The sequence below is a fragment of the Mesorhizobium waitakense genome (assembly GCF_056431085.1).
In genome coordinates this window covers 95,438-118,395 of the sequence record NZ_JBWKME010000024.1, presented here as the reverse complement: position 1 = coordinate 118,395, position 22,958 = coordinate 95,438, and the positions used below count along the sequence as shown (strand labels likewise).

General features: G+C 60.3%; 20 protein-coding genes. 18 read left to right on the top strand and 2 right to left on the bottom strand.

What is annotated here, in order from left to right; all coding sequences use genetic code 11:
- Window positions 1–74: 74 nt before the first annotated feature.
- From AC07FD_RS08565 to AC07FD_RS08525, 9 genes are all read left to right on the top strand, one after another.
- A complete protein-coding gene (locus AC07FD_RS08565; protein ID WP_478349536.1) occupies window positions 75–674 on the top strand; it encodes a hypothetical protein in 600 nt (199 codons plus the stop codon).
- A gap of 241 nt (window positions 675–915) precedes the next feature.
- Window positions 916–2,562: a malonate decarboxylase subunit alpha gene (mdcA, locus tag AC07FD_RS08560; protein WP_478349491.1), complete on the top strand. Its 1,647-nt coding sequence runs from the start codon at window positions 916–918 to the stop codon at window positions 2,560–2,562.
- A 14-nt stretch (window positions 2,563–2,576) separates the two neighbouring features.
- Window positions 2,577–2,894, top strand: coding sequence for a malonate decarboxylase acyl carrier protein (mdcC, locus tag AC07FD_RS08555; protein WP_477395753.1), 318 nt, complete (start codon window positions 2,577–2,579; stop codon window positions 2,892–2,894).
- Entirely contained in the window at window positions 2,891–3,835 is a 945-nt protein-coding gene (locus tag AC07FD_RS08550; protein ID WP_478349490.1) for a biotin-independent malonate decarboxylase subunit beta, read from the top strand. Before mdcC ends, AC07FD_RS08550 begins: the two co-directional genes overlap by 4 nt.
- Complete coding sequence (gene mdcE / locus AC07FD_RS08545) at window positions 3,822–4,544, top strand: biotin-independent malonate decarboxylase subunit gamma (RefSeq protein WP_478349489.1); 723 nt, start codon at window positions 3,822–3,824, stop codon at window positions 4,542–4,544. The genes AC07FD_RS08550 and mdcE overlap by 14 nt, the downstream gene beginning before the upstream one ends.
- Window positions 4,519–5,199, top strand: coding sequence for a malonate decarboxylase holo-[acyl-carrier-protein] synthase (gene mdcG / locus AC07FD_RS08540; RefSeq protein WP_478349488.1), 681 nt, complete (start codon window positions 4,519–4,521; stop codon window positions 5,197–5,199). Before mdcE ends, mdcG begins: the two co-directional genes overlap by 26 nt.
- A complete protein-coding gene (gene mdcB, locus AC07FD_RS08535) occupies window positions 5,193–6,083 on the top strand; it encodes a triphosphoribosyl-dephospho-CoA synthase MdcB (protein ID WP_478349532.1) in 891 nt (296 codons plus the stop codon). The genes mdcG and mdcB overlap by 7 nt, the downstream gene beginning before the upstream one ends.
- Complete coding sequence (locus tag AC07FD_RS08530) at window positions 6,083–7,030, top strand: AEC family transporter (RefSeq protein ID WP_478349487.1); 948 nt, start codon at window positions 6,083–6,085, stop codon at window positions 7,028–7,030. Before mdcB ends, AC07FD_RS08530 begins: the two co-directional genes overlap by 1 nt.
- A gap of 5 nt (window positions 7,031–7,035) precedes the next feature.
- A complete protein-coding gene (locus tag AC07FD_RS08525; protein ID WP_478349486.1) occupies window positions 7,036–7,971 on the top strand; it encodes an acyltransferase domain-containing protein in 936 nt (311 codons plus the stop codon).
- A gap of 235 nt (window positions 7,972–8,206) precedes the next feature.
- Here the strand turns inward: AC07FD_RS08525 and AC07FD_RS08520 are convergent, their stop codons facing one another.
- Window positions 8,207–9,433, bottom strand: coding sequence for an oxalate decarboxylase family bicupin (locus AC07FD_RS08520; protein ID WP_478349485.1), 1,227 nt, complete (start codon window positions 9,431–9,433; stop codon window positions 8,207–8,209).
- Window positions 9,434–9,955: 522 nt separating this feature from the next.
- Between AC07FD_RS08520 and AC07FD_RS08515 the strand changes: the two genes are divergently transcribed.
- From AC07FD_RS08515 to AC07FD_RS08490, 6 genes are all read left to right on the top strand, one after another.
- Entirely contained in the window at window positions 9,956–11,350 is a 1,395-nt protein-coding gene (locus AC07FD_RS08515) for a sensor histidine kinase (RefSeq protein ID WP_478349484.1), read from the top strand.
- Complete coding sequence (locus AC07FD_RS08510) at window positions 11,347–12,015, top strand: response regulator transcription factor (RefSeq protein WP_478349483.1); 669 nt, start codon at window positions 11,347–11,349, stop codon at window positions 12,013–12,015. Before AC07FD_RS08515 ends, AC07FD_RS08510 begins: the two co-directional genes overlap by 4 nt.
- Window positions 12,016–12,132: 117 nt before the next feature.
- On the top strand, window positions 12,133–12,507 hold the full coding sequence (locus AC07FD_RS08505) for a response regulator transcription factor (protein WP_478349482.1): 375 nt from the start codon (window positions 12,133–12,135) through the stop codon (window positions 12,505–12,507).
- Window positions 12,508–12,633: 126 nt separating this feature from the next.
- A complete protein-coding gene (gene rpoH, locus AC07FD_RS08500) occupies window positions 12,634–13,524 on the top strand; it encodes an RNA polymerase sigma factor RpoH (RefSeq protein ID WP_478349481.1) in 891 nt (296 codons plus the stop codon).
- A gap of 310 nt (window positions 13,525–13,834) precedes the next feature.
- A complete protein-coding gene (locus AC07FD_RS08495) occupies window positions 13,835–14,203 on the top strand; it encodes a hypothetical protein (protein ID WP_478349480.1) in 369 nt (122 codons plus the stop codon).
- A gap of 255 nt (window positions 14,204–14,458) precedes the next feature.
- The gene (locus tag AC07FD_RS08490) at window positions 14,459–14,758 is read left to right on the top strand and encodes a hypothetical protein (RefSeq protein WP_478349479.1); all 300 of its coding nucleotides are present in this window, start codon (window positions 14,459–14,461) and stop codon (window positions 14,756–14,758) included.
- A 559-nt stretch (window positions 14,759–15,317) separates the two neighbouring features.
- Here AC07FD_RS08490 and AC07FD_RS08485 read toward each other — a convergent pair.
- Window positions 15,318–15,905 (bottom strand): hypothetical protein, encoded by a 588-nt coding sequence (locus tag AC07FD_RS08485; RefSeq protein ID WP_478349478.1) that lies wholly within the window; start codon window positions 15,903–15,905, stop codon window positions 15,318–15,320.
- A 174-nt stretch (window positions 15,906–16,079) separates the two neighbouring features.
- Between AC07FD_RS08485 and AC07FD_RS08480 the strand changes: the two genes are divergently transcribed.
- From AC07FD_RS08480 to AC07FD_RS08470, 3 genes are all read left to right on the top strand, one after another.
- Window positions 16,080–17,252, top strand: a complete 1,173-nt coding sequence (locus tag AC07FD_RS08480) for an efflux RND transporter periplasmic adaptor subunit (protein ID WP_478349477.1) — start codon at window positions 16,080–16,082, stop codon at window positions 17,250–17,252.
- Entirely contained in the window at window positions 17,249–20,389 is a 3,141-nt protein-coding gene (locus AC07FD_RS08475; protein ID WP_478349476.1) for an efflux RND transporter permease subunit, read from the top strand. Before AC07FD_RS08480 ends, AC07FD_RS08475 begins: the two co-directional genes overlap by 4 nt.
- 1,404 nt (window positions 20,390–21,793) lie before the next feature.
- Window positions 21,794–22,792 (top strand): hypothetical protein, encoded by a 999-nt coding sequence (locus AC07FD_RS08470; protein ID WP_478349475.1) that lies wholly within the window; start codon window positions 21,794–21,796, stop codon window positions 22,790–22,792.
- Window positions 22,793–22,958: the final 166 nt, after the last annotated feature.

Here is a 22,958-nt window from a genome sequence, read left to right as displayed (position 1 = left end):
CAAAAAGCAGTGCGCCCCACGATCTGTTTGGCTTCAAGGCTCACTTCAAAGGAGCTTCGCTCGCCCGAGACCTCATGCCTCTCCTGGTATTTCCGGGCGGCTATGGCGGCATGGTGTGGACGGATCAGAACAGGATGTCGCTGTCCTGCTGCATACGCCGCGACATATTGGCCAGGTTGCGTGAGAAAAGTGGTGCTTTGTCGGCGGGCCAAGTCGTTCACGCGCACATCCTGGCATCCTGTCCTGGTACCGTTTCCGCGATCGGGGGGGCAACGCTCGATGGCGAATGGCTGGCCGCCGGGCCTATACGCCCTGGCATTCGTCCGCGTTTTGCCGACGACATATTTCGGGTCGGCAACATTGCCGGCGAGTCCCATCCCATCATCGCCGAAGGCATCTCCATGGCCTTGCAGTCCGGCTGGCTGTTGGCCACCGAATTGGCCAGGTTCGACCGATGGGGTCGCGAGGCGCGCGTTGCCGCCGGCAGCCGCTACTCAAAGGCCTGGAACAGACAATTCGCAACCCGCATTCGCACCGCCACCGTGTTGGCACGCATTGCAGCCCTCCCTCAATCCGCTGCGGCGATGCGGGCTTTCGTCAGTTGGTTTCCCGAAAGTCTGGCGATTGGAGCCAGACTGTCTGGCAAGACGAAAGCGCTGCCGGTTCCACGGTGATCGCTCCACTCAGACTAACAATGGCATGCTTTGATCGGTCTTCAGTCCCTGTCGCAATCGCTACGGCATCGATCAGAAGACGGTTGCGAAGTGGAGGAACCGGGCAACGTTCGCTCCGTCATGCAATTGCCGGGTTCGGCAGCGTGCAAAGTCGAAAACATGGTTGCTTGAGGAAATACTCCAGGGAGCTCCGCGACTAATTTCGGCCAGCAATCCGGAGCCTGCTGGAGGAGCAAAGACGATGACGACCTGGCAGCGTGGCCGGGAAGCGCGCGACGCCCGTATCCAAGCCTGCGCGAGGCTGGCGAAGGGCAAGGTCGTCGATGCGCGCGACGCCACCAAACTGATGGAAGCGGTGGTCCGCCCTGGCGATCGCGTCTGCCTGGAGGGTGACAACCAGAAGCAGGCGGATCTGCTCTGCGCCGCCCTCCTTGCTGTCGATCCAGCCAAGGTGCGTGACCTGCACATGGTGCAGTCCGGCGTCGTGCTGCCGGAGCATCTCGACCTATTCGACCGCGGCGTGGCGAAGAAGCTCGACTATGCCTATTCCGGCCCGCAGTCGGCGCGCATCGCGAAGATGCTGTTCGGCGGCAAGATCGAGCTCGGTGCGGTCCACACTTATCTCGAGCTATTCGCGCGCTACTTCATCGACCTCACGCCGAACGTCGCGCTGATCGCTGCAGTCAGCGCCGACCATGACGGCAACCTCTACACCGGGCCTAACACTGAAGATACGCCGACCGTCGTGGAGGCCACAGCCTTCAAGAACGGCGTCGTTATCGCCCAAGTGAACGAGATCGTCGACAAGGTTCCGCGCGTCGACATACCGGGGGACCGGGTGCATTTCGTTGTCGAGGCCGACAAGCCGTTCTTCGTCGAACCGCTGTTCACACGCGATCCCGCTGCAATCACCGAGTCGCAGATCCTGACCGGCATGCTGGCGATCAAGGGCATCTACGCGCCCTATGGCGTCAGGCGATTGAACCACGGGATCGGCTTCAACACCGCCGCGATCGAACTCCTCTTGCCGACCTATGGCGAGAAACTCGGACTGAAGGGCAAGGTGGCGAGCCATTTCGCGCTAAACCCTCACCCTGCGTTGATCCCGGCCATCGAATCCGGCTGGGTCGAGCAGATACACTGCTTCGGTTCCGAGGTCGGGATGGATGAGTACATCCGCGCCCGATCCGACGTCTTCTTTACCGGGTCCGACGGTTCGCTGCGTTCTAACCGGGCCTTCTGCCAGACGGCCGGCCTTTATGCCTGTGACATGTTCATAGGCTCGACGCTGCAGATCGATCTTCAGGGCAATTCCTCCACCGTCACCACGTCGCGCATCGCCGGCTTTGGCGGGGCGCCGAACATGGGCTCTGATGCGCGCGGGCGGCGACATCCGAGCGAGCCCTGGCTGCAGGCCGGCAGGGAAGCCGATCCCGAGGGGTCAACGCTGCTGCGCCGTGGCCGCAAGCTGGTCGTGCAGATCGGCGAGACCTTCGGCGAAAAGAACGTGCCGCTGTTTGTCGAGAGGCTCGATGCTCTCGAACTCGCCGAAAGGCTGAATCTCGAGCTGGCGCCGGTGATGATCTACGGCGACGACGTAACGCACATCGTCACCGAGGAAGGCATCGCCAATCTGCTGCTCTGTCGTGATGCCAGGGAGCGCGAGCAGGCGATCCGCGGGGTGGCGGGATACACCGACGTCGGCCGTGGCCGCGACGCTAAGATGGTCCAGCATCTGCGCGAGCGCGGTGCCATCCGCCGTCCTGAAGATATCGGTATCAATCCGCTCGACGCCGACCGGAGCATGCTGGCGGCGCGCTCCATCAAGGATCTTGTCCATTGGTCGGGCGGGCTCTACGCGCCGCCCTCAAGATTCCGCAACTGGTGAGAAGGACAGCCACCATGGAGGACCTGAGCTTCCGCCACACCACCCGCCAGCGGGGGCCCGGCACGAGGAAACTGGCCGTCATCGGCGTTGTTGCGTCCGGCAATCTCGAAGTTCTGGCCGAACGAGTGCTGCCCGACTCCGAATGCCTGGTGGAGATCAGGACTGCTGCGGCGGGCTTCGGCGAAGTGTGGGATGCCGTGATCGCAGACTTCGTCAAAGGCTATTCGCCTGGCGGGCTCCGGTTCTCCATCAATGACGGCGGAGCGCGTCCCGACACCGTGTCCCTTAGGCTGGCGCAAGCGGCCCGGCTAATGGAGGAGGACGACCAATGAGCGCCTCTCACAGACAGAAAACCACGTCTTCGGTGGAACTGGATCGCACCGCAAGCTGGTACGAGTCCTCGGCGCGGACACGGGTCCGGCTGCTGCTCGATCCCGGAAGCGTTGTCGAGTTCATCGGACCGGAGAAGCGCGAGGTCAGTCCGCATCTCAAGCTCTTCGATCTTCCCGAGCAGTTCGACGATGGCATCGTTGTGGGACGCGGCAGGCTCGACGGTTCGCCGGTGTTTGTCGCAGCACAGGAGGGCCGTTTCATGGGCGGTGCTTTCGGTGAAGTTCACGGCGCGAAGCTGACCGGCGTGCTGCGCGCCGCGCGCGATATTGGGTCCGTTCCGGTGCTGATCCTGTTCGATACGGGCGGCGTGCGCCTGCAGGAGGCCAATGCAGGCGAGCTTGCCATTGCCGAAATCATGCGCGCAGTGATCGAAGCGCGAACTGCAGGTGTGAAAGTGATCGGGCTGATCGGCGGCCGGTCCGGATGCTATGGCGGCGGCGGTTTGATCGCTGGCTGCTGTTCGGCGTTGGCGGTCTCCGAGCAGGGTCGCATTTCGGTGTCTGGTCCCGAGGTGATCGAGACCAATCGCGGTGTCGAGGAGTTCGACTCCCGTGACCATGCGCTGGTCTGGCGGACCATGGGCGGCAAGCATCGCCGGCTCCTCGGCGGCGCCGAAGTTTTCGTCAATGATACTGTCCAGGACTTTCGCGACGCCGCGCTGGAGCTGCTCAGTTCAATCCGTGCCTTCGGCATCGACACTTTGAAGGCCGAGCAATCCCGCCTTGAAGATCGGTTGCAGCGCTTCGGCGCCTGTCCGGATGCGGTCGATATCTGGACGGCAGAGGGCATTCCTGACGCCGTTTCCATTCCTGCGCTGCCCGCGGACCAGTTCATTGCTCTCGCTGACAAAGTCCGGAGGTCCAGCCGTGACGCTCGATGACATTCTCGCCTCGCTGTTTCCTGACGGCCACGACGTGAAAAACAGCGGCGGAGTTCTGTCAGGTTCCGGCGCACTGCGATCGGGAGGCCGGGCGCTCGTCATCGGCGTCGCGGACCGGACCGCGCTCGGCGTGGACGAGGCCATCCGCCTTTCGAACTACGTCCTGGCGTCGGTTGAGAACGGAACCGCCCCGATCCTCGTCCTGGCGGACAGTGACAGCCAGCGCATGAGCAAGCGGGACGAGCTTTTGGGTTTGAACGAGTTCCTAGCTCATCTCGCCAAGTCCCTCATCTATGCGGATATGCACGGGCGACCCGCCATCGGTCTCCTCTACGGCCACTCCGCTGCCGGCGCCCTCCTCGCCACGGCGCTGGCCACCCGCGTGCTGGTGGGGCTGCCGTCCGCCGATCCGGCGGTGATGGATCTGCCATCCATGGCCAGGGTGACGAAGCTATCGATCGAGGTTTTGCAGGAAAAGGCGAAGTCCACGCCGGTGTTTGCTCCGGGCTTGCGAAATCTTGCTCAGACAGGCGCGGTTCATCTCACCTGGGATGAGGCGGCCCCGCTGGCTGAGCAGCTGGACTCTCTTTTGGCGAACATGCCGGATGCGCGTGACCGCCGAGATGCGCTCGGCAAGGAGCGCGGCGGTCGGCCGAAGGCATACGCCATCGCGGAGCGTGTCCGTGAACTCGCACTTCAAGCCCGGTGAACTGCCGATGCGGCGTCACGATCTGATACTCGTCGGGCCGGCGGCGTGGCGTTCGCTGATGCTGACACGCGGCGATGTCGCCGCGAACGAGCTCGTCTCGTCCTGGGTCGATAGAGGCTGGCCGCTCATTAGACGACGTGCCGTGCCGGGCGAGGGGGATGGCGTGCCTTTGGGCCTTACGCTGCCGTACTCTGCCGGAAAGAAGCGACTTTCGTTTCTCATGCGGCACGAAGATATCCTGTCGAAGTCTCCGCCGCCCTCGCTGCGGTCCGCTGGCCCGTCGGCGCCACGCGCTTGGCGACCCACGCTCGCCAAGCTTGAGGATCTCGCCTCACGGCATGGTGTGGAAGCCAGGGTGTTCGGCAGCCTTGCCTTGGCTGTCGTCACAGGATTGGACTATCTGACCGACCGCTCCGATCTCGACCTCCTGCTGCAGGTCAATCGCGACACGGATCTTAGCCGCCTGACCGCCGATCTGGCGCGGATCGAGGCGGCCGCGCCGATGCGGCTGGATGGTGAGCTGATCCGCCATGACGGCGCGGCCGCGAACTGGCGGGAGCTTCACGCCGGCCCGCGCGAGGTTCTGGTCAAGACCGTCAGCGATGTGGCGTTGCTCGACACGCAGTTTTTTCTTTCTGAAGGGATGCCATCGTGACCGTCGCCCTTGCTTTCGGCACGGAGCGGCCGCTTGCGTCAAAGGCGCTGGTACCACGTTTTCCGGATGCCGGGGCCATCGCCGCGAGCGCGGTGCGTTGCCTTCTCGACGAGCTGGAGACGTGGCCCAAGCCGGGCCTTGTAAGCCACATCGATTCCGGCAGCCATGAAGACATGGATGCCGGCACATTTCGCGCCAGCGCCGCGGCCATCGGGCCGTACTTTCAGGCTTTGGCAGAAGCCGGCGCCGCTGGCTGCGCGATGGGCGCGTTGAGGGAAATCGGCCTCGATGCCGAGGCAGCCATGCTTGCGGCGACGTCGGGGGTCAACACGCATCGCGGCGCCATATTCGGATTGGGCCTGCTATGCGCGGCCGCCGGCGCCAGGATCGGCGGACAGGTGGATCCCACGCTGCCGTTGGGAACCGTGGTCCTGCGGCTGTGGGCCCGCGGCATATTCGAAGGACCGATGGTTCCGCATAGCCACGGTCAGGTGGCCCGTCGTCGCTTCGGCGCTGGTGGTGCGCGGATCGAGGCTGCCCTCGGATTCCCCAGCATTTATCATATCGGCCTGCCCACCCTGCGAAGGAGCGTCCTTGAGGCTCCCGACGACGCCGAAGCCCAGCGCATCGAAACATGTTTCGCCCTCATTGCGGTTGTCGAGGACACCACCCTGCTGCACCGTGGCGGCCTCTCCGGTCTCGGCTTTGCGCGTCGAGCCGCGCGCCGCTTCCTCGACCAGGGCGGCGTCGGCGCACCCGGTTGGCGAGAGCGCGCCCATTTTGTGCATATGAGCTTCGTTGCCCGTCGGCTCAGTCCCGGGGGCTCAGCGGACCTCCTTGCCATGACCTTGTTCGTCGACGCGCAGGAAAGGATGCTTGCCTGATGGCCAATACAATCCTGCTGGCGCTCGCCCCGGTCTTTTTCGTGATGGCCCTCGGCTATGGAGCCGGAAGATTCGGCATCGTCGAAAACCATCATGTCGACGGCTTCAACACGCTCGTCATGAGCTTCGCGCTGCCGGCATCCCTGTTCGCGGCGACCGCGTCGGCCCCGCGTGGCGCGCTGCTTGTCCAGGCGCCGCTCTTCGCCATTTTCGGCGGGGTCATGCTGCTGATCTATCTTGCCTGGTACTCCATCGCGCGGCTTTTCCTGGCGACGGGCACGGTGGGCGCGTCGGTACAGGCTCTGACCGTTGCCTTCCCAAACCTTGGCGGTGTCGGACTTCCGATTGCATCCTCGCTGCTCGGAGCGACGGGGCCGGTTTCGGTCGCCGTTGCCATGGCCGCGGGTTCGATCCTGATCACTCCGATCACACTGGTTGTCGCCGAAATGGGCAGCCTGAAGGAGGACGGCGCCGTCAAGACGCCAGGAGCGCCGATGTTCGATGCGCTGAGGCGCGCACTGACAAAACCCATTGTTCTCGGTCCAGCGCTTGGGATCCTGCTCTCGCTATGCAGCGTGACGCTCAATCCTGTCATCGAAGCCTGTCTGATGGTGATAGGGCAGGCAGCAGCCGGCGTAGCGCTGTTCCTGACCGGCTTGGTCTTGTCGGCTCAATCGTTCGAGTTCAACTGGAAGATCGTCGGCGCGACCGCATTGGCCGACATCGTTCGACCTCTCCTGATGGTCGCGATCGTGCTCCTGCTACCGGTTCCCTTTGAGATCGCCAGGACGGCGATCCTGTTCGCCGCCGTGCCGGCAGGGTTCTTCGGCATCCTTTTCGCCGTGAACTATCGGCTGGACTCTTCGACGGTCGGCTCCATGGTCATCGGCAGCACCATCGTGAGCATCGTGACGATGGCGATCGCCATCGCCGTTATGTTTCCATAGCGGCGATGGTCCTTGCAATTCTCTGCTCCGGACAGGGGCGGCAGCATCCGGACATGTTCGCCCTGACCGCCGATGCTCCGCAAGCTGCCGGTCTATTTGCCCATGCCGCAACATTGCTCGGCGACCAGGACCCTCGCGAGATCGTGCGGACCGGATCCGGCGACGTCCTGCACCGCAACCGCATAGGCCAGATCCTCTGCTCGCTTCAGGCGCTGGCAGCCGCGGCGGCGCTGCGGGACACGCTGCTCGACCGGCTGACCGTCGCCGGCTATAGCGTCGGCGAAGTGGCGGCTTGGGGTGTTGCAGGTCTGTTCGGCGCGACCGACACGCTGGACCTCGTCGCGCGTCGGGCGGAAGCCATGGATGCTGCTTCCCCCGGTGGAGACGGGCTGCTTTTCATTCGTGGCCTTTCCCGCAAATCCATCGAGAGACTATGCGAACGGCACAATGCCGCAATCGCTATCGTCAATCCGGGTAACGCCTTCGTCCTCGGCGGGAGCCGCGCGACATTGGAGGCCCTTGCCGACGAAGCGAAGGCGGACGCAGCCAGGGTTGTCGACTTGCCTGTGGAGGTTGCTTCCCATACGGGGCGACTCGCCGGGGCGTCTGCCGCGTTTCGCGCGAGCCTGCGCCATGTTCGCCCGATGCGCTCTCCGACTGACGGCGCGCGTGTCTTGAGCGGAGTCGACGGCTCTCCTGTCATCGACACCAAGGCAGGTTTCGACAAGCTGGCGGCGCAAATATCTCAAACGGTGCAATGGGCCGATTGCCTGCAGGGTTGCATCGAAGGCGGTGCAACGGCCTTCCTCGAACTCGGGCCTGGGCGGGCGCTGAGCGAAATGGCAGTCGGCGCGTATCGCGACGTCCCGGCACGAAGCCTGGAAGACTTCAGAACTCTTCAGGGCGCTTACGTGTGGCTTGCAGATCACTCAAGCAAGTGAATCTCGAGCACGTCGGCGTGCGATGGCGCAGGATTTGATGGCGCTGGGCGGCCACCTCGCCACCAACTTGCAGGACCTCAATCCAGCCGATAGCCCAGCCGACGCAAAGTGATGCTCGCCGCCGCGTCCATTTGCTCAACACGGCGAGCATCGTGGCTGGAGAATATTCAGTAATAGCAGGTGCGCAGCGGTTTCGGGACAATGCGTCGATCGAATCCGCTCAACGCGACGCGCTCTAGGCCGGCACGATGGGCGACTTCCCCTTACGCAAGGCGTGCAGAAACTGCGGGTCCACGCGCAAACTGGCGCGGACCAATTCCGGCGGTGTAAGGGCGAGCCACTGATTCAGTGACACATCGGCGAAGTAGTCGCTCTTGAATACCTCCAAATATCGCAGTGTCGTTTTGCCTGTGTTCTCGATGTAGTGCCCCATGGCGAAGGGTACGTAGCCGACGTCGTTGGCCTGGAAATCGAAAGTTCGGGCCTCGCCCGACGCCGCGAACACCCCCATGCGGGCCTGGCCCTGGATGTAGTACTGCCATTCGTTCGTGTTCGGATGCCAATGCAGTTCGCGCATCCCTCCCGGTTCGACCTCGACCAGGGCCGCCGCGATTGCTTTGGAAACAGGAAACACGGCGCTGTCGGTAATTCGCACCGTCCCGTGTTTCATCCTCATCGGAGCCTGTGCCGTCATGCGATGGCTGAAGCTCATCGCGACCTCGACCGCGCCAGCGATCTTGTCTGCGCTGAGCGGCCCCGGAACCGGCGCGGGAAACATGTAAAGCTCGCTGGGATCGGGGACGTTCGCAAGACTGGATGCCGGAACGCCGAAATTCTTGGCGAGCACTTCGGGAGGAGTGTGCTTCAGAAAGTCGCTCAGCAGGAAGGTATTATCCTCGTCGAAGTCGCCGTCATCGAACACCAGCAAGAACTCCGTCCCGTCTGGATCAAGGCCCTGGATCGAATGTGGAATGCCCGGCGGGAAATACCAAAGGTCACCCGCGCCGACGTCGTCGACGAAATTGTGCCCACTGGCATCGACTGCCGTGATGCGCGCGTTCCCGTAGAGGACATAGGCCCACTCGGCGGCCTTGTGCCAATGCAACTCGCGCACACCGCCGGCATTCAGGCGCATGTTCACGCCGGCAATGTCCTTGGAGACGCCGAGCTCGCGTGCGGTCACCTGCCGGGTCCAGCCGCCGCCAGACAGTCGGATATGGGCATCGTCGAACGAGAAACGCAGGTTCGGCAGACTGCCCGCATCCGTGCTCGGTGGGATCATAAGGTCCGGATTCTGGGCTATTCGGGAAGGATCCATCGGACCGGGGTTGGTGCCGCCGCGGCCGTTGGCTAGCGGGTCACCGTTTTGCGCCTGGGCCAGTGTCGCCGTCGTGAGCAAGCCGCCAGCTGCTGTCGCAGCCAACATGGTTCGACGGGAAATCTTATCGGTGGCTATCCTCATTTTGTTTCATTCCTTGCTGCGGTGGGCTTCTCGACTGCGCGAATTGGTTCGGCCGCGGACCGCATGAGTGTCCGATTTGCACGCAAGGCACACGATATTGATCGGGCGCTGACGAGGTCTTTCCTGTTGACGCATGGTATAGCTGAATCGCACGATGATCGTGGCCGTGGCGCAACCGAGCCTGTGTCGTCATACCTCTCGTGTCGCCGCCAGAACTTGGGCGTTGCGTTTTGCCTGCATGCTTTTCGCCGGATCCGATGCTGTAGGCTCGCTCTCAAGCCTGTGCCGCTGATGGATCGCTCGATCCCCAGGATTGGTTCGCGGCGCGGTTGCCGTGACAAAGGTGCAATCAGGCACCGACGACCGCAATTTCGAACAAGCAGAAAGGATTTCGCTGCCTAAGTTAGACCTGGACACCGGTGCGACAAGGAGGTCGATCAGCGCGCAAGCGTCGACCAGAAGCTGGGCAGAGACCTTATGCGGCAAAGACTATTTCCGCGAGCATCGAGCAATTCGCGGCTGGTGGCGCCTCTTGCCAACCTTCTTGCCGCCGGAATATTCGCTGTCGATACATTTGATCCATTTGCGGGATCTGTCTCGGTCCTCTATGTGGTCGTTGTTCTGCTCGCGTCCACCGCCTTTCGCAGGCGTGGCATCGTCTTGTGTTCGCTCGCCTGTGTAGGGCTCACCGTGCTGAGTTTCTGGCTTGTTCACGGAAGCGAAGCCAGTGGTGGCGCGCTCAGCCGCTGCGTCATGAGCATCGCGACCATTGTCATTACCGCCCTTCTGGTGCTCAAAAACCAGTCGACCTCGACCGATCTATCCGAAAAGGCGCAACTGCTCGATTTGACGCATGACGCGATTTTCGTACGCAGCATGGGCGGTCTGATCTCCTATTGGAATCGTGGTGCTGAAGCCATTTACGGCTGGTCGGCCGAACACGCGGTGGGAAAGTCCACCCATCAGCTCCTGCAGACGGTCTTTCCAGCTAGGCTCGACCAGATCAATCGGGAACTGCTCAGCTCCAACCGCTGGGAAGGTGAGCTCGTGCACGCGAAGCGCGACGGATCCGTCGTCGTCGTTTCCAGCCGGTGGTCGCTGCAGAAGGATGCCGACGGCAGACCGTTGGCGGTTCTCGAAACGAATACGGACATATCACAGCGCAGGCGAGCTGAAACCGAGGTCCTGAAGGCCCAGGCGGAACTCGCCCATGTGACACGCCTCACCACATTGGGTGAATTGACGGCCTCGATCGCGCACGAGGTGAATCAGCCGCTTGCCGGCATCGTTATGAACGGCGAGGCGTGCCTGCGATGGATGGATCGAGACAAGCCCGATCTGGATGAGGTCCGCAGCGCGGTCAAGCGGAGCATCGCAGACGCCCAACGCGCCAGCGATATCGTCCATCGAATCCGGGCGTTGTCCAAGAAGGGCGACATCCAGATGGCCCTTGTCGACGTGAACGAGATCGTCGAGGAATCACTCACGTTGGTGCAGCGTGAACTCGTTGCAAATCGCATCACCCTGAAACTGGATCTAGCCAACCAGGCGCTGCCCGCACTTGGCGACCGTGTCCAGCTTCAACAGCTCCTGATCAATCTGTTGATCAACGCGATTCAGGCAATGGCCTCTGGTACCAACGACTTGCGAGAAATTCTCGTTACGACTTCGATCGATGAATCGAACCAGGCAAATGTGAGGGTCCAGGATTCGGGACCAGGCATCGATCCCGATAATGCACGTCAGTTGTTCAAGACCTTCTTCACCACCAAGGCGGACGGAATGGGCATGGGGCTGTCGATCTGCCGGTCGATCGTCGAGTCACATGGAGGCCGTGTATGGATCGTGCCTAATCCAGGCGGCGGCGCCATATTTCAATTTTCCCTGCCACGCGTCGAAAAGGATGCCGGGTCATGATCCGACGCCCCGCCTCTCCCTCCCAACCACAAGTCGGCAACGGCGCTGTGCCTCCGACTGTTCTGGTCGTGGACGACGATCCGTCGCTGCGTGAAGCTTTAAGCAGCCTCTTTCGATCTGTTGGAACGCGAGTCGAGCTTTTCGGTTCTGCTCCCGAGCTGCTGAACAGTCGGCTTCCCGACGGTCCAAGCTGCCTTGTGCTCGATATCCGGCTGCCGGAGGTGAGCGGACTCGAATTTCAAACGCAATTGGGCAAGGCAGGCATTCACTTGCCGATCATTTTCATGACCGGTCACGGCGACATTCCCATGTCAGTACGAGCCATGAAGGCCGGAGCGGTCGATTTCCTCACCAAACCCTTCCGTGATCAGGATATTCTGGATGCAGTCGCCGGCGCTCTGGAGCGCGACAGGCAACGGCGAGAGCAAGACCGGGCGCTGTCGGAACTGCAGAGCCTTCTGAGCACCCTGACCACTCGGGAACGCCAGGTGATGGCATTTGTCGCGACTGGATTGATGAACAAGCAAATCGCTGGCGAGATGCAACTCAGTGAAATCACGGTGAAAATCCACCGCGGTCGTCTGATGAAGAAAATGGGCGCCAGAACTCTGGCCGACCTGGTGAAGATGGCCGGAGCCCTGGGGATAGACGCTCCTGGAAAATAAGCTTGTTACACCTCTGTATAACTTTCGCTTTCGTGACCGCGGGCGCAATATCTCGCCGAGAAACAGTCGTTGAAACAGCAATGCTTGGGTCATCGGCAAGCACGGAGGAATAGTGAATTGACCCGCAACGCGATGATCTCGATCGTCGACGACGATGAGTCGGTTCGACTTGCAACTGCAAGCCTCGTCAGATCGTTGGGTTTCATCGCATTTGCATTCGAATCGGCCGAGGATTTCCTGATGTCATCTAATCTGGAAAATACGTCGTGCCTGATCTGCGATATCCAGATGCCCGGAATGACAGGAATAGAACTGCAGGATCATCTGATCGAACATGGCTATCACATACCGACCATTTTGATCACCGCCTTTCCAGAGGAACGTTTTCGCAAACGCGCCCGGGAAACGGGCGTCATCGGCTTCTTCGGCAAGCCGTTGGACAGCAAGGCCATGATCAGCTGTATCGATTCTGTGCTTCATAGCGCGCGCTAGCAGCTTTGGGTGCACCTTCGCGCTGCAGCAGCAAAGCGCGGCAGCGCTGAACAGAGAAGCCAACATCGAACGTCTATGGGCGTCGAGAAACAACTGATCCCCTGCGAGGTAGGCAAGGAGTGCTTCATGGCGCGCGCAGCAATGACAAATTTGTCGAACGAAGGCGGGCTTCGCCGTTATCTCGGCGAGATCAAACATCTCCCGATGCTGACGCCGGGGCAGGAACAAACGCTGGCAAAACGCTGGCGCGACGACAATGATCCGGAGGCCGCTCACCAACTGGTGGTGTCGCATCTTCGCCTCGTTGCAAAAGTTGCCATGCGCTATCGGGGGTACGGGCTGCCGATGTCAGAGGTGATATCGGAGGGCAGCATCGGCCTGATAAAGGCTGTCAATCGCTTCGAACCAGAGCGCGGCTTTCGTTTGGCGACCTATGCGATCTGGTGGATCAAAGCGTCCATTCGCGATTATGTCCTGCGCTCCTGGTCGCTGGTGAAGATGGGTACGACGCCCAATCAAAAAAAGCTGTTCTTCAACTTGCGGCGACTCAAGGCTCGCCTCTCGGCGCTGGACGACGGTGACCTGCATCCAGAGCACGTGGAACTCATTGCAAGCAACCTTGGCGTGACGGAGCAGGACGTTGTTTACATGAACCGCCGCATGGACGGGGACAGGTCGCTCAATGCGCCCCTGCGCGGCCAGGCTGAAGGCCAATGGCAGGATTTGCTGGTCGAGGACGAGGACAACCAGGAGTACAAGCTCGTTCAGTTCGAGGAAGCTTCCAGCCGGCATAGGGCGCTGATCGACTCGCTTGGCGTGCTCAACGCACGCGAACGGCGCATCCTCGAGGCGCGTCGGCTTGCGGATGATCCGAGGAGTTTGGCAGATCTCTCCAGCGAATTTGGCGTTTCCCGCGAGCGTGTGCGCCAGATTGAGATGCGCGCCTTCCAAAAATTGCAGAATGCAGTGAAGGCTGTCCATGCGAAACGGGATGAACCCAGGCCGCTGTCAGTGTGAAATGGATGGGCGACAGTGCTAATGACACGACGGGGGCGGGTCGGCCGCGGAGCCCAAATCGGCGCTGAGCAATGCCAATCAAGGCGGCACCAAATGCCGTCGCCCAAAAGTGCGCAGGATACCTTGCAGCCGAGGCCGCAAAGGACTGCCCGCAGAGCGCATTGCCTGCCTCACATGCAATCGACAGGGAATATATGTAGCTACAAGATATATACACATCAAACAAGCGTATTATACTGAAAATCGTCTCCTGTATCTATATTAATGTTGCTTTCAGCGACTAAGAAAGCTTCAACCAAAGGAGCGTATTATGAAAAGATCAACAGAAGTCCTGGCGACGATCGTCATGGGCGCAATGCTGGCGGCTGGCTCAGCGACGGTCTCGATGGCGCACGGCGGTGGCGGCGGTCATGGCGGTGGCGGCGGCTTTGGCGGCGGTCATGGCATGAGCATGGGCGGTGGCGGCCATGTCGGAGGCTTTGGCAATGGCGGTCGTGTCGCAATCATGGGCGGTGGCGGCCATGTCCGTGGTGTCGGCCATTTCCGTGGTGTCCATGTCGGCGACGGTCATAGGTTCGGAAGGCACCGCGGTTTCGGCAGTGATTTTTACGACGACGGCTACTGCGGTTACCCGTACCCGTACAGTGAGTATCGCGCCCTTTACCCATATTGTCCGTGAATCACCACGGCCTCTTCGAATCCGGACTCCACGATGCGAGTGGGGACCGGATTCGAACACTGGAGGATTTGGCTCGCACGTCTGCCGAACCGCGGCCTGACTGGAATTTCGTTTCGCACTGCCGATACCACCATGCACCCAACGGGTCACACCCATAGATACAGGATATATCTATCAAACACGGGTGTTATTGCGAGATCGACACACAAATACTGTTCAAAAAGCCCATGAATTCTCAACCCGAAGGAGTATATCGTGAGAAAATCAGCAACAACATTGGCGAAGATTACGTTGGGCGTGATGCTGGCGATCGGCTCGGCGACGGTCTCCATGGCGCGCAGTAGCGGCAGAGATGATCATGCCGTACACTTCAGCAGCGGCGCCATTGGCAACCGCCAGCACCACAAGGTCCTTTTTGGCGGTCGGGAAGCTGGCGACCGGGAATATGATAGCCAGCTCTGGTTGAACGACGACACCGACACTGCTTACTGCTCGTTCGACGCTGTGAACCCGAGTTACTACGGATCCAATGGTATCTGGCACTCTTGCCTGTAACCCAATTCAGCCGGCCGCCCTGGAAAATCGGTATCGAAATGCTCGGGCCGAGATTGGTTGAGATCGCATTGGCCGTCATCGAAGGCCGCCGATCCATTCAACTTAATCGATAGAATTCCGCCACCGCCACCCCGATGTCGGCGGTGGCCGCGTGAATATCCGGGCGCCGTCGCGCGAGATCGGAAGGAATGCTGGCAGGCTCGGCGCTGCTTTAGTAGACCTTTCCAGCCGCCAATCCATGGTCCGACCCCGCGCCCTGTCGCGGTTGGCACATGTTCGTATTGAGCAGCCAGCGCATCGTAGGGTTGATGAAAGGGCGAGGTCCATTCCGACAAGGAGCGCGACCTTGTCCAGATCTCACAAATGCTCGGGGTCGGCGTGCGAATAGGGAAATCCAGCCGCCTTTAGGGAAGAGCGCATCCCCTCCATCTGGCATCATCTCCATCTGACCGGGCGAAATCCGCCCCCAACGACCCGAGGAAGTGCTTGCCCACACACATGAAATCCTTGGCCTCAAGCGGTCAGGGCGGTGGGATTAGTACGATGTTCTCCGCCCTACCTAGACACATGAAACGATGGCAGTTCCAATGCGAAATGAGAATGATGTTGCGATGCCAATCTTGCTAATCACCGTTGTGGTAGCTCTCTTGTTCAGCGGGCCGAGCTTGGCGCAAATCAGCACCACACCCGCGACAGGAATGACATCGCCCCTCTCTGCAATAGGTTCGCCCCTCAACCCGGTTGCTATTCCCCTGGGCGCGGTCGAGCTCGATCCGGGTGGCTTGACGGGTAGCACCGTGGGCATCGGGAATAGCTCCCTGAGCAACTCCGGGTGCACCAATGTCTTGGCGCCAAGTGTTTTGGCGTCAAGTTCCGAAGTTGCCGCGGCGACTTCCGCCCTTTCCACTTTCGACGGCGGAGGCATGAACGCAACCACATCCACGAGCGGGACGTCGTTTGTGAACCCGACGGTTTCAACAGCGTCGGGCACCTGCAACTCGACGGCGTCGAGCGCTTCGTCTTTCGGCACCACAGCGACACCATCAATGACCACCGGGACATCGTCCACGAGTCTTGGGGCCGCAGTTGGGATTCCGCTTGGGTCTTCGGAACTCAGCAATTTGGGTGTGAGTTCAATAATTGGCATTCCAACACCCGCGTTGGCCGATCCGGTAACAAATCCACAGGTAGCGATTCCTACGCTCAATGTATCAGGCACATCCTGTGGCAGCACGGGGCTGACGGGCACGAGCCGCACGCCGTCGACATCCGGCTGCTGAAAAAACTGATCCCTTAAGAGCCGCTGTCGTAGGAGCCCTCAATGCGCAAGCGACCCTTCATTGTTGCTGCGCTGCTGATCATGATCGGCGGCGTTGGGCTTGCAGCCAAACACGTCTACGACCATTCCGAACCTGCGGCGGTCCCGGGTCCTGCCTCGGCGGTTCCGGTCATTGCCGGAAAGGTAGCCAGTCACGATGTGCCGATCTACCTTCGCGGTGTAGGAACGGTGATCGCCTACAACAACGTGGTAGTGCACAGCCTGATCTCAGGACCGATTACCAAGGTCACATTCACGCAAGGCCAGACCGTGAAAAAGGGCGATCTGCTGGCGCAGATCGACCCAGATCCCTATCAGGCACAAATCGATCAGATAACCGCCACTCGCGATCGCGACCAGGCGCTGCTCGTCAATGCGCAGGCAGATCTGGATCGTTACACGCCACTGCTGGCGAAGGGCTTTGCCACTTCCCAACTGGTAGCCACGCAGAAGGCCGAAGTAATTCAGCTCCAGGCGACAATCAAGGCAGACGAGGCTCTGCTACAGGCCGAGCAGATCAATCTGAGCTACACCCGTCTGACCTCGCCGATCGACGGTGTAACGGGTATCCGGCAAATCGACGAAGGCAATATCATTCACCCGACCGATACTTTTGGTCTGGTCGACGTTGCGCAGGTCCAGCCGATCTCGTTGATCTTTACGCTGCCCGAGGAAACGCTCCCGCAAATCCAGAAGCAGATGGCCAAGGGGCAGCTTACGGTCTTTGCGTACAGCCAGGACGACAAGACCAAGCTCGACGAAGGCAAACTTCTGCTTCTCGACAACCAGATTGTCCAGACGACGGGCACGATCCGCCTCCGAGCCACGTTTCCGAACGCCAGGAACCAACTCTGGCCGGGAGCGCTCGTAAATGTACGTTTGCTTCTTGATACCCGCACTGGGGGGCTGACGGTAGCCGGGTCGGCAGTGCAGCAAGGTCCAAACGGCTCCTATGTCTACGTGATCGCCCCTGATGGAACCGCGCGGATACGGCCTGTCACTGTTGCCCAGTTGACCGAGGGACAAGCCCTTATCGATTCGGGTCTCGAGGCGAACGAAACGGTCGTGGTCGACGGGCAATACAAGCTCGTGGAGGGCGCCCCCGTTCAAGTGCTGCGGGGCAAAGCCGCTGATGAAGCCGCCCTGCAAAGCGCAGTGCAGCAGGCAATCCCGTGAATGTCTCGGCCCCTTTTATTCGCCGGCCGATCGCGACAGGCCTGCTGATGGTGGGTCTGCTGCTGTGTGGGCTGGCTACCTACCAGCTTCTGCCGGTCGCATCCTTGCCGAACGTCAACTTTCCGACGATCCAGGTGTCAGCGCAGTTGCCCGGTGCCGATCCCGAAACCATGGCGTCGTCGGTAGCCACCCCGCTTGAGCAACAGATAAGCCAACTCCCCGGCGTGACCCAGCTGTCTTCGACCAGCGCGCTTGGCAGCACACAACTCACCGTTCAGTTCGACCTCAGCCGCAGCGTCGACAGCGCCGCGGTTGACGTGCTGTCGGCGATCAATGCCGCAAGCCCCGATTTGCCTCTGGGCATCCCCTATCCGCCGACCATTCGCAAGGTTAATCCTGCGGATACTCCGATCCTGGTCCTCGCGCTGACATCCGACACCCTTCCACTGACGACGGTCGATGCCTATGCGGAAAACATTCTGCTGCCGAAGATCTCGCAAATCTCCGGCGTGGGTCTTGTAGGCATTGGCGGCCAGCAGAAGCCGGCGATCCGTGTGCAGATCAATCCGCAAGCGGCCGCGGCCCGCGGCATTGGCCTTGAAGATGTTCGCAACGTGCTCGGCGAGGCCAATGTCGATATTGCGAAGGGCACGCTCAATAGCCCGCGTCAGACCTTCACGCTGAACACAAACGACCAACTGCTCAAACCTGACGCCTACAATGATGTTATCGTGGCCTATCGCAATGGCTCTCCTGTGCGCATCCGCGACATCGGCACCGCGATCGACGGGCCGGAGAACCACTTTGTCGCCGGCTGGTTTGACAAGAAGCCCGCCATCTTGCTGGCTATCCGGCGTCTGCCGGGTGCCAATGTGATCGAGACGGTTGGCCGCATTCATGCTCTGTTGCCCCAACTGCAAGCGTCGATCCCGCCCGGCATCAAGGTATCGGTCGTTTCAGACCGCACGCAAACCATCCGTGCCTCGGTCGCAGACGTGCGGTTCACGTTGATGCTGACCGTCGCTCTGGTGGTGATGGTGATATTCCTGTTCCTGCGCAATTTCTGGGCAACGGTCATTCCCGCAATAACCGTGCCCCTCTCGCTCGTCGGCACTTTTGCCGTGCTCTATGTGCTTGGCTACAGCCTCGACAATCTGTCGCTTATGGCCTTGTCGATCGCGGTCGGCTTCGTCGTCGACGATGCAGTCGTCGTGATCGAGAACATCGTCCGTCACGTCGAAGATGGCCTCACTCCGATGGAGGCTGCGCTGAAGGGCTCGAGCGAAATCGGCTTCACCATCATTTCGATTACGCTGTCGCTCATCGCAGTATTCATTCCACTATTCCTGATGGGAGGCTATGTCGGCGAACTCTTCCAGGAATTCGCCGTGACGGTGAGCGTTTCACTGATCCTGTCGCTGGTGATCTCGCTCACGCTGACGCCAATGATGTGTGCGCGTCTGCTCAAGAATGAGACCAAGGTCGGGCACGGGCGACTTTACAATATTTGCGAAAGCGGCTTCGAAGCGCTGCTCAGATTGTATGAACGGGGGCTAAGGATCGTCCTGCGGCACACTTTCTTGACGCTGCTCGTCATGTTCGGAACGATTGCTGTCACTGGCTATCTCTACGTCATCATCCCGAAGGGTTTCTTCCCGCAACAAGACACCGGCCTGATCATCGGCGTCACCGAAGCCGACCAGGATATTTCGTTCCCGGCTATGGCCGAGCGTCAGCAGGCGATAACCGACATTGTGCTGAAGGATCCGGCGGTAGCTTCGGTCGGAGCCTCGATAGGAGCAACTGGCGGGAGCACGCTCAATCGAGGGACAATGTACATTGCCTTGAAGCCAAACGACCAACGTGACGTCAGCGCCGATCAGGTGATCAGCCGGCTGTCATCCCAACTCGCCAAGACCCAAGGCATAGCGCTTTACATGCAAGCGGCACAGGACATCACCGTCGGCGGTCGGGTTTCGAAGACGCAGTATCAATACACTCTGGCCGATGCCGATTCCAACGAGCTCAACCATTGGGCAACGATATTCCTCGACAAGCTTAAAGCCATACCGGGAATCGTTGACGTGGCCACCGATCAGGAGAATGCAGGGCCACTGCTCGATGTGATCGTCAATCGCGAAGTCGCGTCGAGTTTCGGAATCCTCCCGTCGACGATCGACAACACGCTCGACGATGCTTTCGGCCAGCGCATCGTCTCCACAATGTTCACACAGCTCAATCAGTATCACGTTGTTCTCGAGGTCAGCCCGGAATTCCAGTACGGTCCCGAGGCGCTCAAGGATATCTATCTGAATTCTTCGACAGGGCAGCAGGTGCCGTTGAGCGCCCTGGTGACCAGCATGACGAAGGCTGCGCCGATCGTGATCAATCATCAAGGCATGTTTCCGGCGGTCACGATCTCCTTCAATCTAAAACCCGGGGCGGCGCTCGGAAATGCAGTCGCCGCTATCCAGCAGTTCGAACGCGATGCCGGAAAGCCTGCTTCACTTGCAACCAGCCTCCAGGGCAACGCGCAAGCCTTTCAATCGGCGCTGTCGGGCACACCAATCCTGATCGGAGTGGCGCTGGTGGTGATCTACATCATCCTTGGAGTGCTCTACGAGAGCCTGATCCATCCGATTACGATTCTATCGACGCTGCCTTCAGCCGCTATCGGCGCCTTGTTGTTGCTGATGGCGGTCCATATGGACTTCAGCGTCATCGCCATCATCGGCGTTATCCTGCTGATTGGCATCGTCAAGAAGAACGGCATCATGCTTGTCGACTTTGCACTCCAGGTCGAGAGGAATGAAGGTCTCAGTCCACAGGAATCGATCTACCGCGCTTGCACCATACGTTTCAGGCCGATCCTGATGACCACCATGGCGGCGATGCTAGGCGGCGTGCCGATAATGCTGGGCACCGGCGCCGGATCGGAAATCCGCCAGCCGCTCGGCTACACGATCGTGGGTGGCTTGGCGCTGTCACAGATTCTCACGCTCTACACGACACCGGTGGTCTACATATATCTTGACCGGCTCGGTAAATTCCTGGGTGGCTTGCGAGGCGCAAAATCACCGCCGGTGGAACCCGAGCAGGGCGAACTTTTCCCCGAAACGACGCACCCGGCTGGCTAGGCGAGAGGTTCAGGTCCCGTTGTCAGTGGGTATGAAGCAGTAAACGCTGTTCCCTGCCGCGCAAATGTGGGCTGTTTCGTTCCATGAGTAGGGGTGTTCAGGCACCCTTTTGGATGGCTCGATTGGCGTCCATACTCCGTTGAGTTTGCCCCACCACTTTCCCCCTTCGAACTTGGCGACCGTTGGCCGACAGTCGCCGCCGTTGCAGCAAGAGCCACCCAGCGTGTTATGCATCCCCATGTAGATGCTGTGCCACTCCTCGTGCCCCTGGCCGTAATTGCCCTCGGGAGGGCCAGCGGGGACGTGGGAACTGTGGTCCTGAGCCAGTGCGGGGCTGGCCACCAGCAGGAAAACCAGTAGGCGGTAGGCCATCACTCAACATCCTCCAATTGGTGTTACGAGTTGTCTCTCCGAAACATTCCTGGGAGCAGAAGTAGTACTGGTGAGGTATTTTCACCGCGCACACGCAGTTCAGACATTTCATTTTTTTGATCCTTCTCCGTCCGGGAAGCATGCAAAGATTTTTCCGTGGCATGAATAATCCATTGGTATGGCTGCATAACCCAAATGGCAAAGAAGTTACTTGGGATTATCTGTCGGGAGGCGTCGGACGGACGCAGATTTTGATGAGAACGGCGAACACAGTTGGGGTCGCCGCGCGATCCGCGATTGGCACGTTGGTCCCCGGCTCCGCCTGGAAACCAATTGAAGAAGCCAATCGGCGCAACGGGCGAAACTCGAATTGGGGCGGCGTTTGCGAAAGACATTTCTTTTGCTTGGACGCAACATTCGGGACTCAATCCCGAGGATCTGAACGCATGGCACCCAGGAAGTCGATGCGGCCTTATAGGTCCGCCGCTGGAGGCAAGGGCGCGCTGCTGGCGACCGGAACAGCCCACACGGAGCAGGGTATCGCCATTAGCGGCTCGACGACGCTCCAGCACATGAATCTCACGCCATCCTGGAAGGCGATCGCGGTTCGACCAGTCAGATCCGCAGCTCGCGAGGCGACGGCCTGGAGGCTGAGAGCAATGGGCACTGTCCAACTCGGATGCTTCTTCCCTCCGGGCCGCCGTCGGCATGCTTCGGTGCCTGACTCCGCAGTCTCTGCCGGCATCGACCCACTCGACCCGGCGATCATCGATGTGTCGTCGTGGCGCAACCGTATCGGTAAGACGTACTGGTTCGAATTCCTCGCCATGACAGGACCGCTCTGCCTTTTCGCCGTGCTCGCGGGCTCAACCGCGGACGTGGTCGCCAGGTCGTTTCTGATTTTCTTCGCCATCTATTCAGACTTGGTGATTGTCTTGCTTTGGTTCGCAGAGAAAGACGATGCCCGGACTGAACCGACCCAGTCTCATCCGCGCCCCGAGCGCATCGCTCTATGCGTGAAGGGCCAAGGGGATGATCGTCCCCCGTTCCTACAGCCAGTGGATGCAAGCGAAACCCATAGCCGACGATGCGCTCGACGTCGGGCGCTTCAAACAGGAGAGTGGAATGGCTAACCGGGCGCGGTATCTTGTGGTGCCCAGCTTCTTGGTGTCTCTCGTTGCAAGTTCGGAAGCGTCGGCGTCCTACGTTGGGGACCGCTTCTTCCCCTCGACTCTTGCGACCGTGGTTCCCACCCCGGCTGACTTCGTCAATTTCCCCCAATTGATGCAGTTGCCCGACACCGGCTCGCGCGAGATCGACTTTCCATTCTCCTACAGCAAGCTCATCACCCCGGATTGGTCGGTGTCGTTCACCGCAAACTACCGCATGGTTGATCGGGGGAGCACGCGCTCGGGCTTCGACGATTTGGTGCTCGGCACCCAATATGAACTCTATTCCAGTGCTGAGCACGAGTTCGTGTTCTCGGCAGGCGGTACGCTGGCGCTGGGCGGCACCGGATCGTCCGACGTCGGTGCCAAGTCGTTTTCGACGCTGACACCGACCCTTTACGCCGGCAAGGGCTTCGGCGATCTGTCGGATTCGCTGGCGTGGCTGCGTCCGGTCAATGTCACCGCGACCCTAGGAGTCGCACTGCCGACCCAATCCACCACCGTGACCGGCGCCACCAGCGTCGACAATCCAGACATCTTGCAATGGGGCTTTGCCCTGGAATACAGCCTGCTCACCAATTCGAATTCCGCTGACAAGGGTAATGCTCATCGCTTCGCCCAGGGTTTGGTACCGCTGGTCGAATTCGCGATGCTGACGCCGCTGAACGGGCCGTCGGTTGGAGAGACCACGGGCACGATCAATCCTGGCGTTATCTGGGTGGGCGAGCGCGCCCAACTCGGGGTGGAGGCGATCATTCCGATCAATGCGAGTTCGGGCCGCGACATCGGCGTGCGTGCACAACTCCACTTCTATCTCGGCAACATTTTTTCGAACGGACTCGGAAAGCCGATCTTTGACTGATCGCGCGCCGCGCTGTGCATGAGTATGTCCAGGTCTCCGCGGCCAGGGACGAAGCCGCCACGCGAGGACCGCGGGCCAATCGGCGAAAGCTGGCGGCAGGAATAAACTTCTGGCCTTATGCACCAGATCATTTCTTATGTGTGGAATGATACTTGAAGATTAAGTA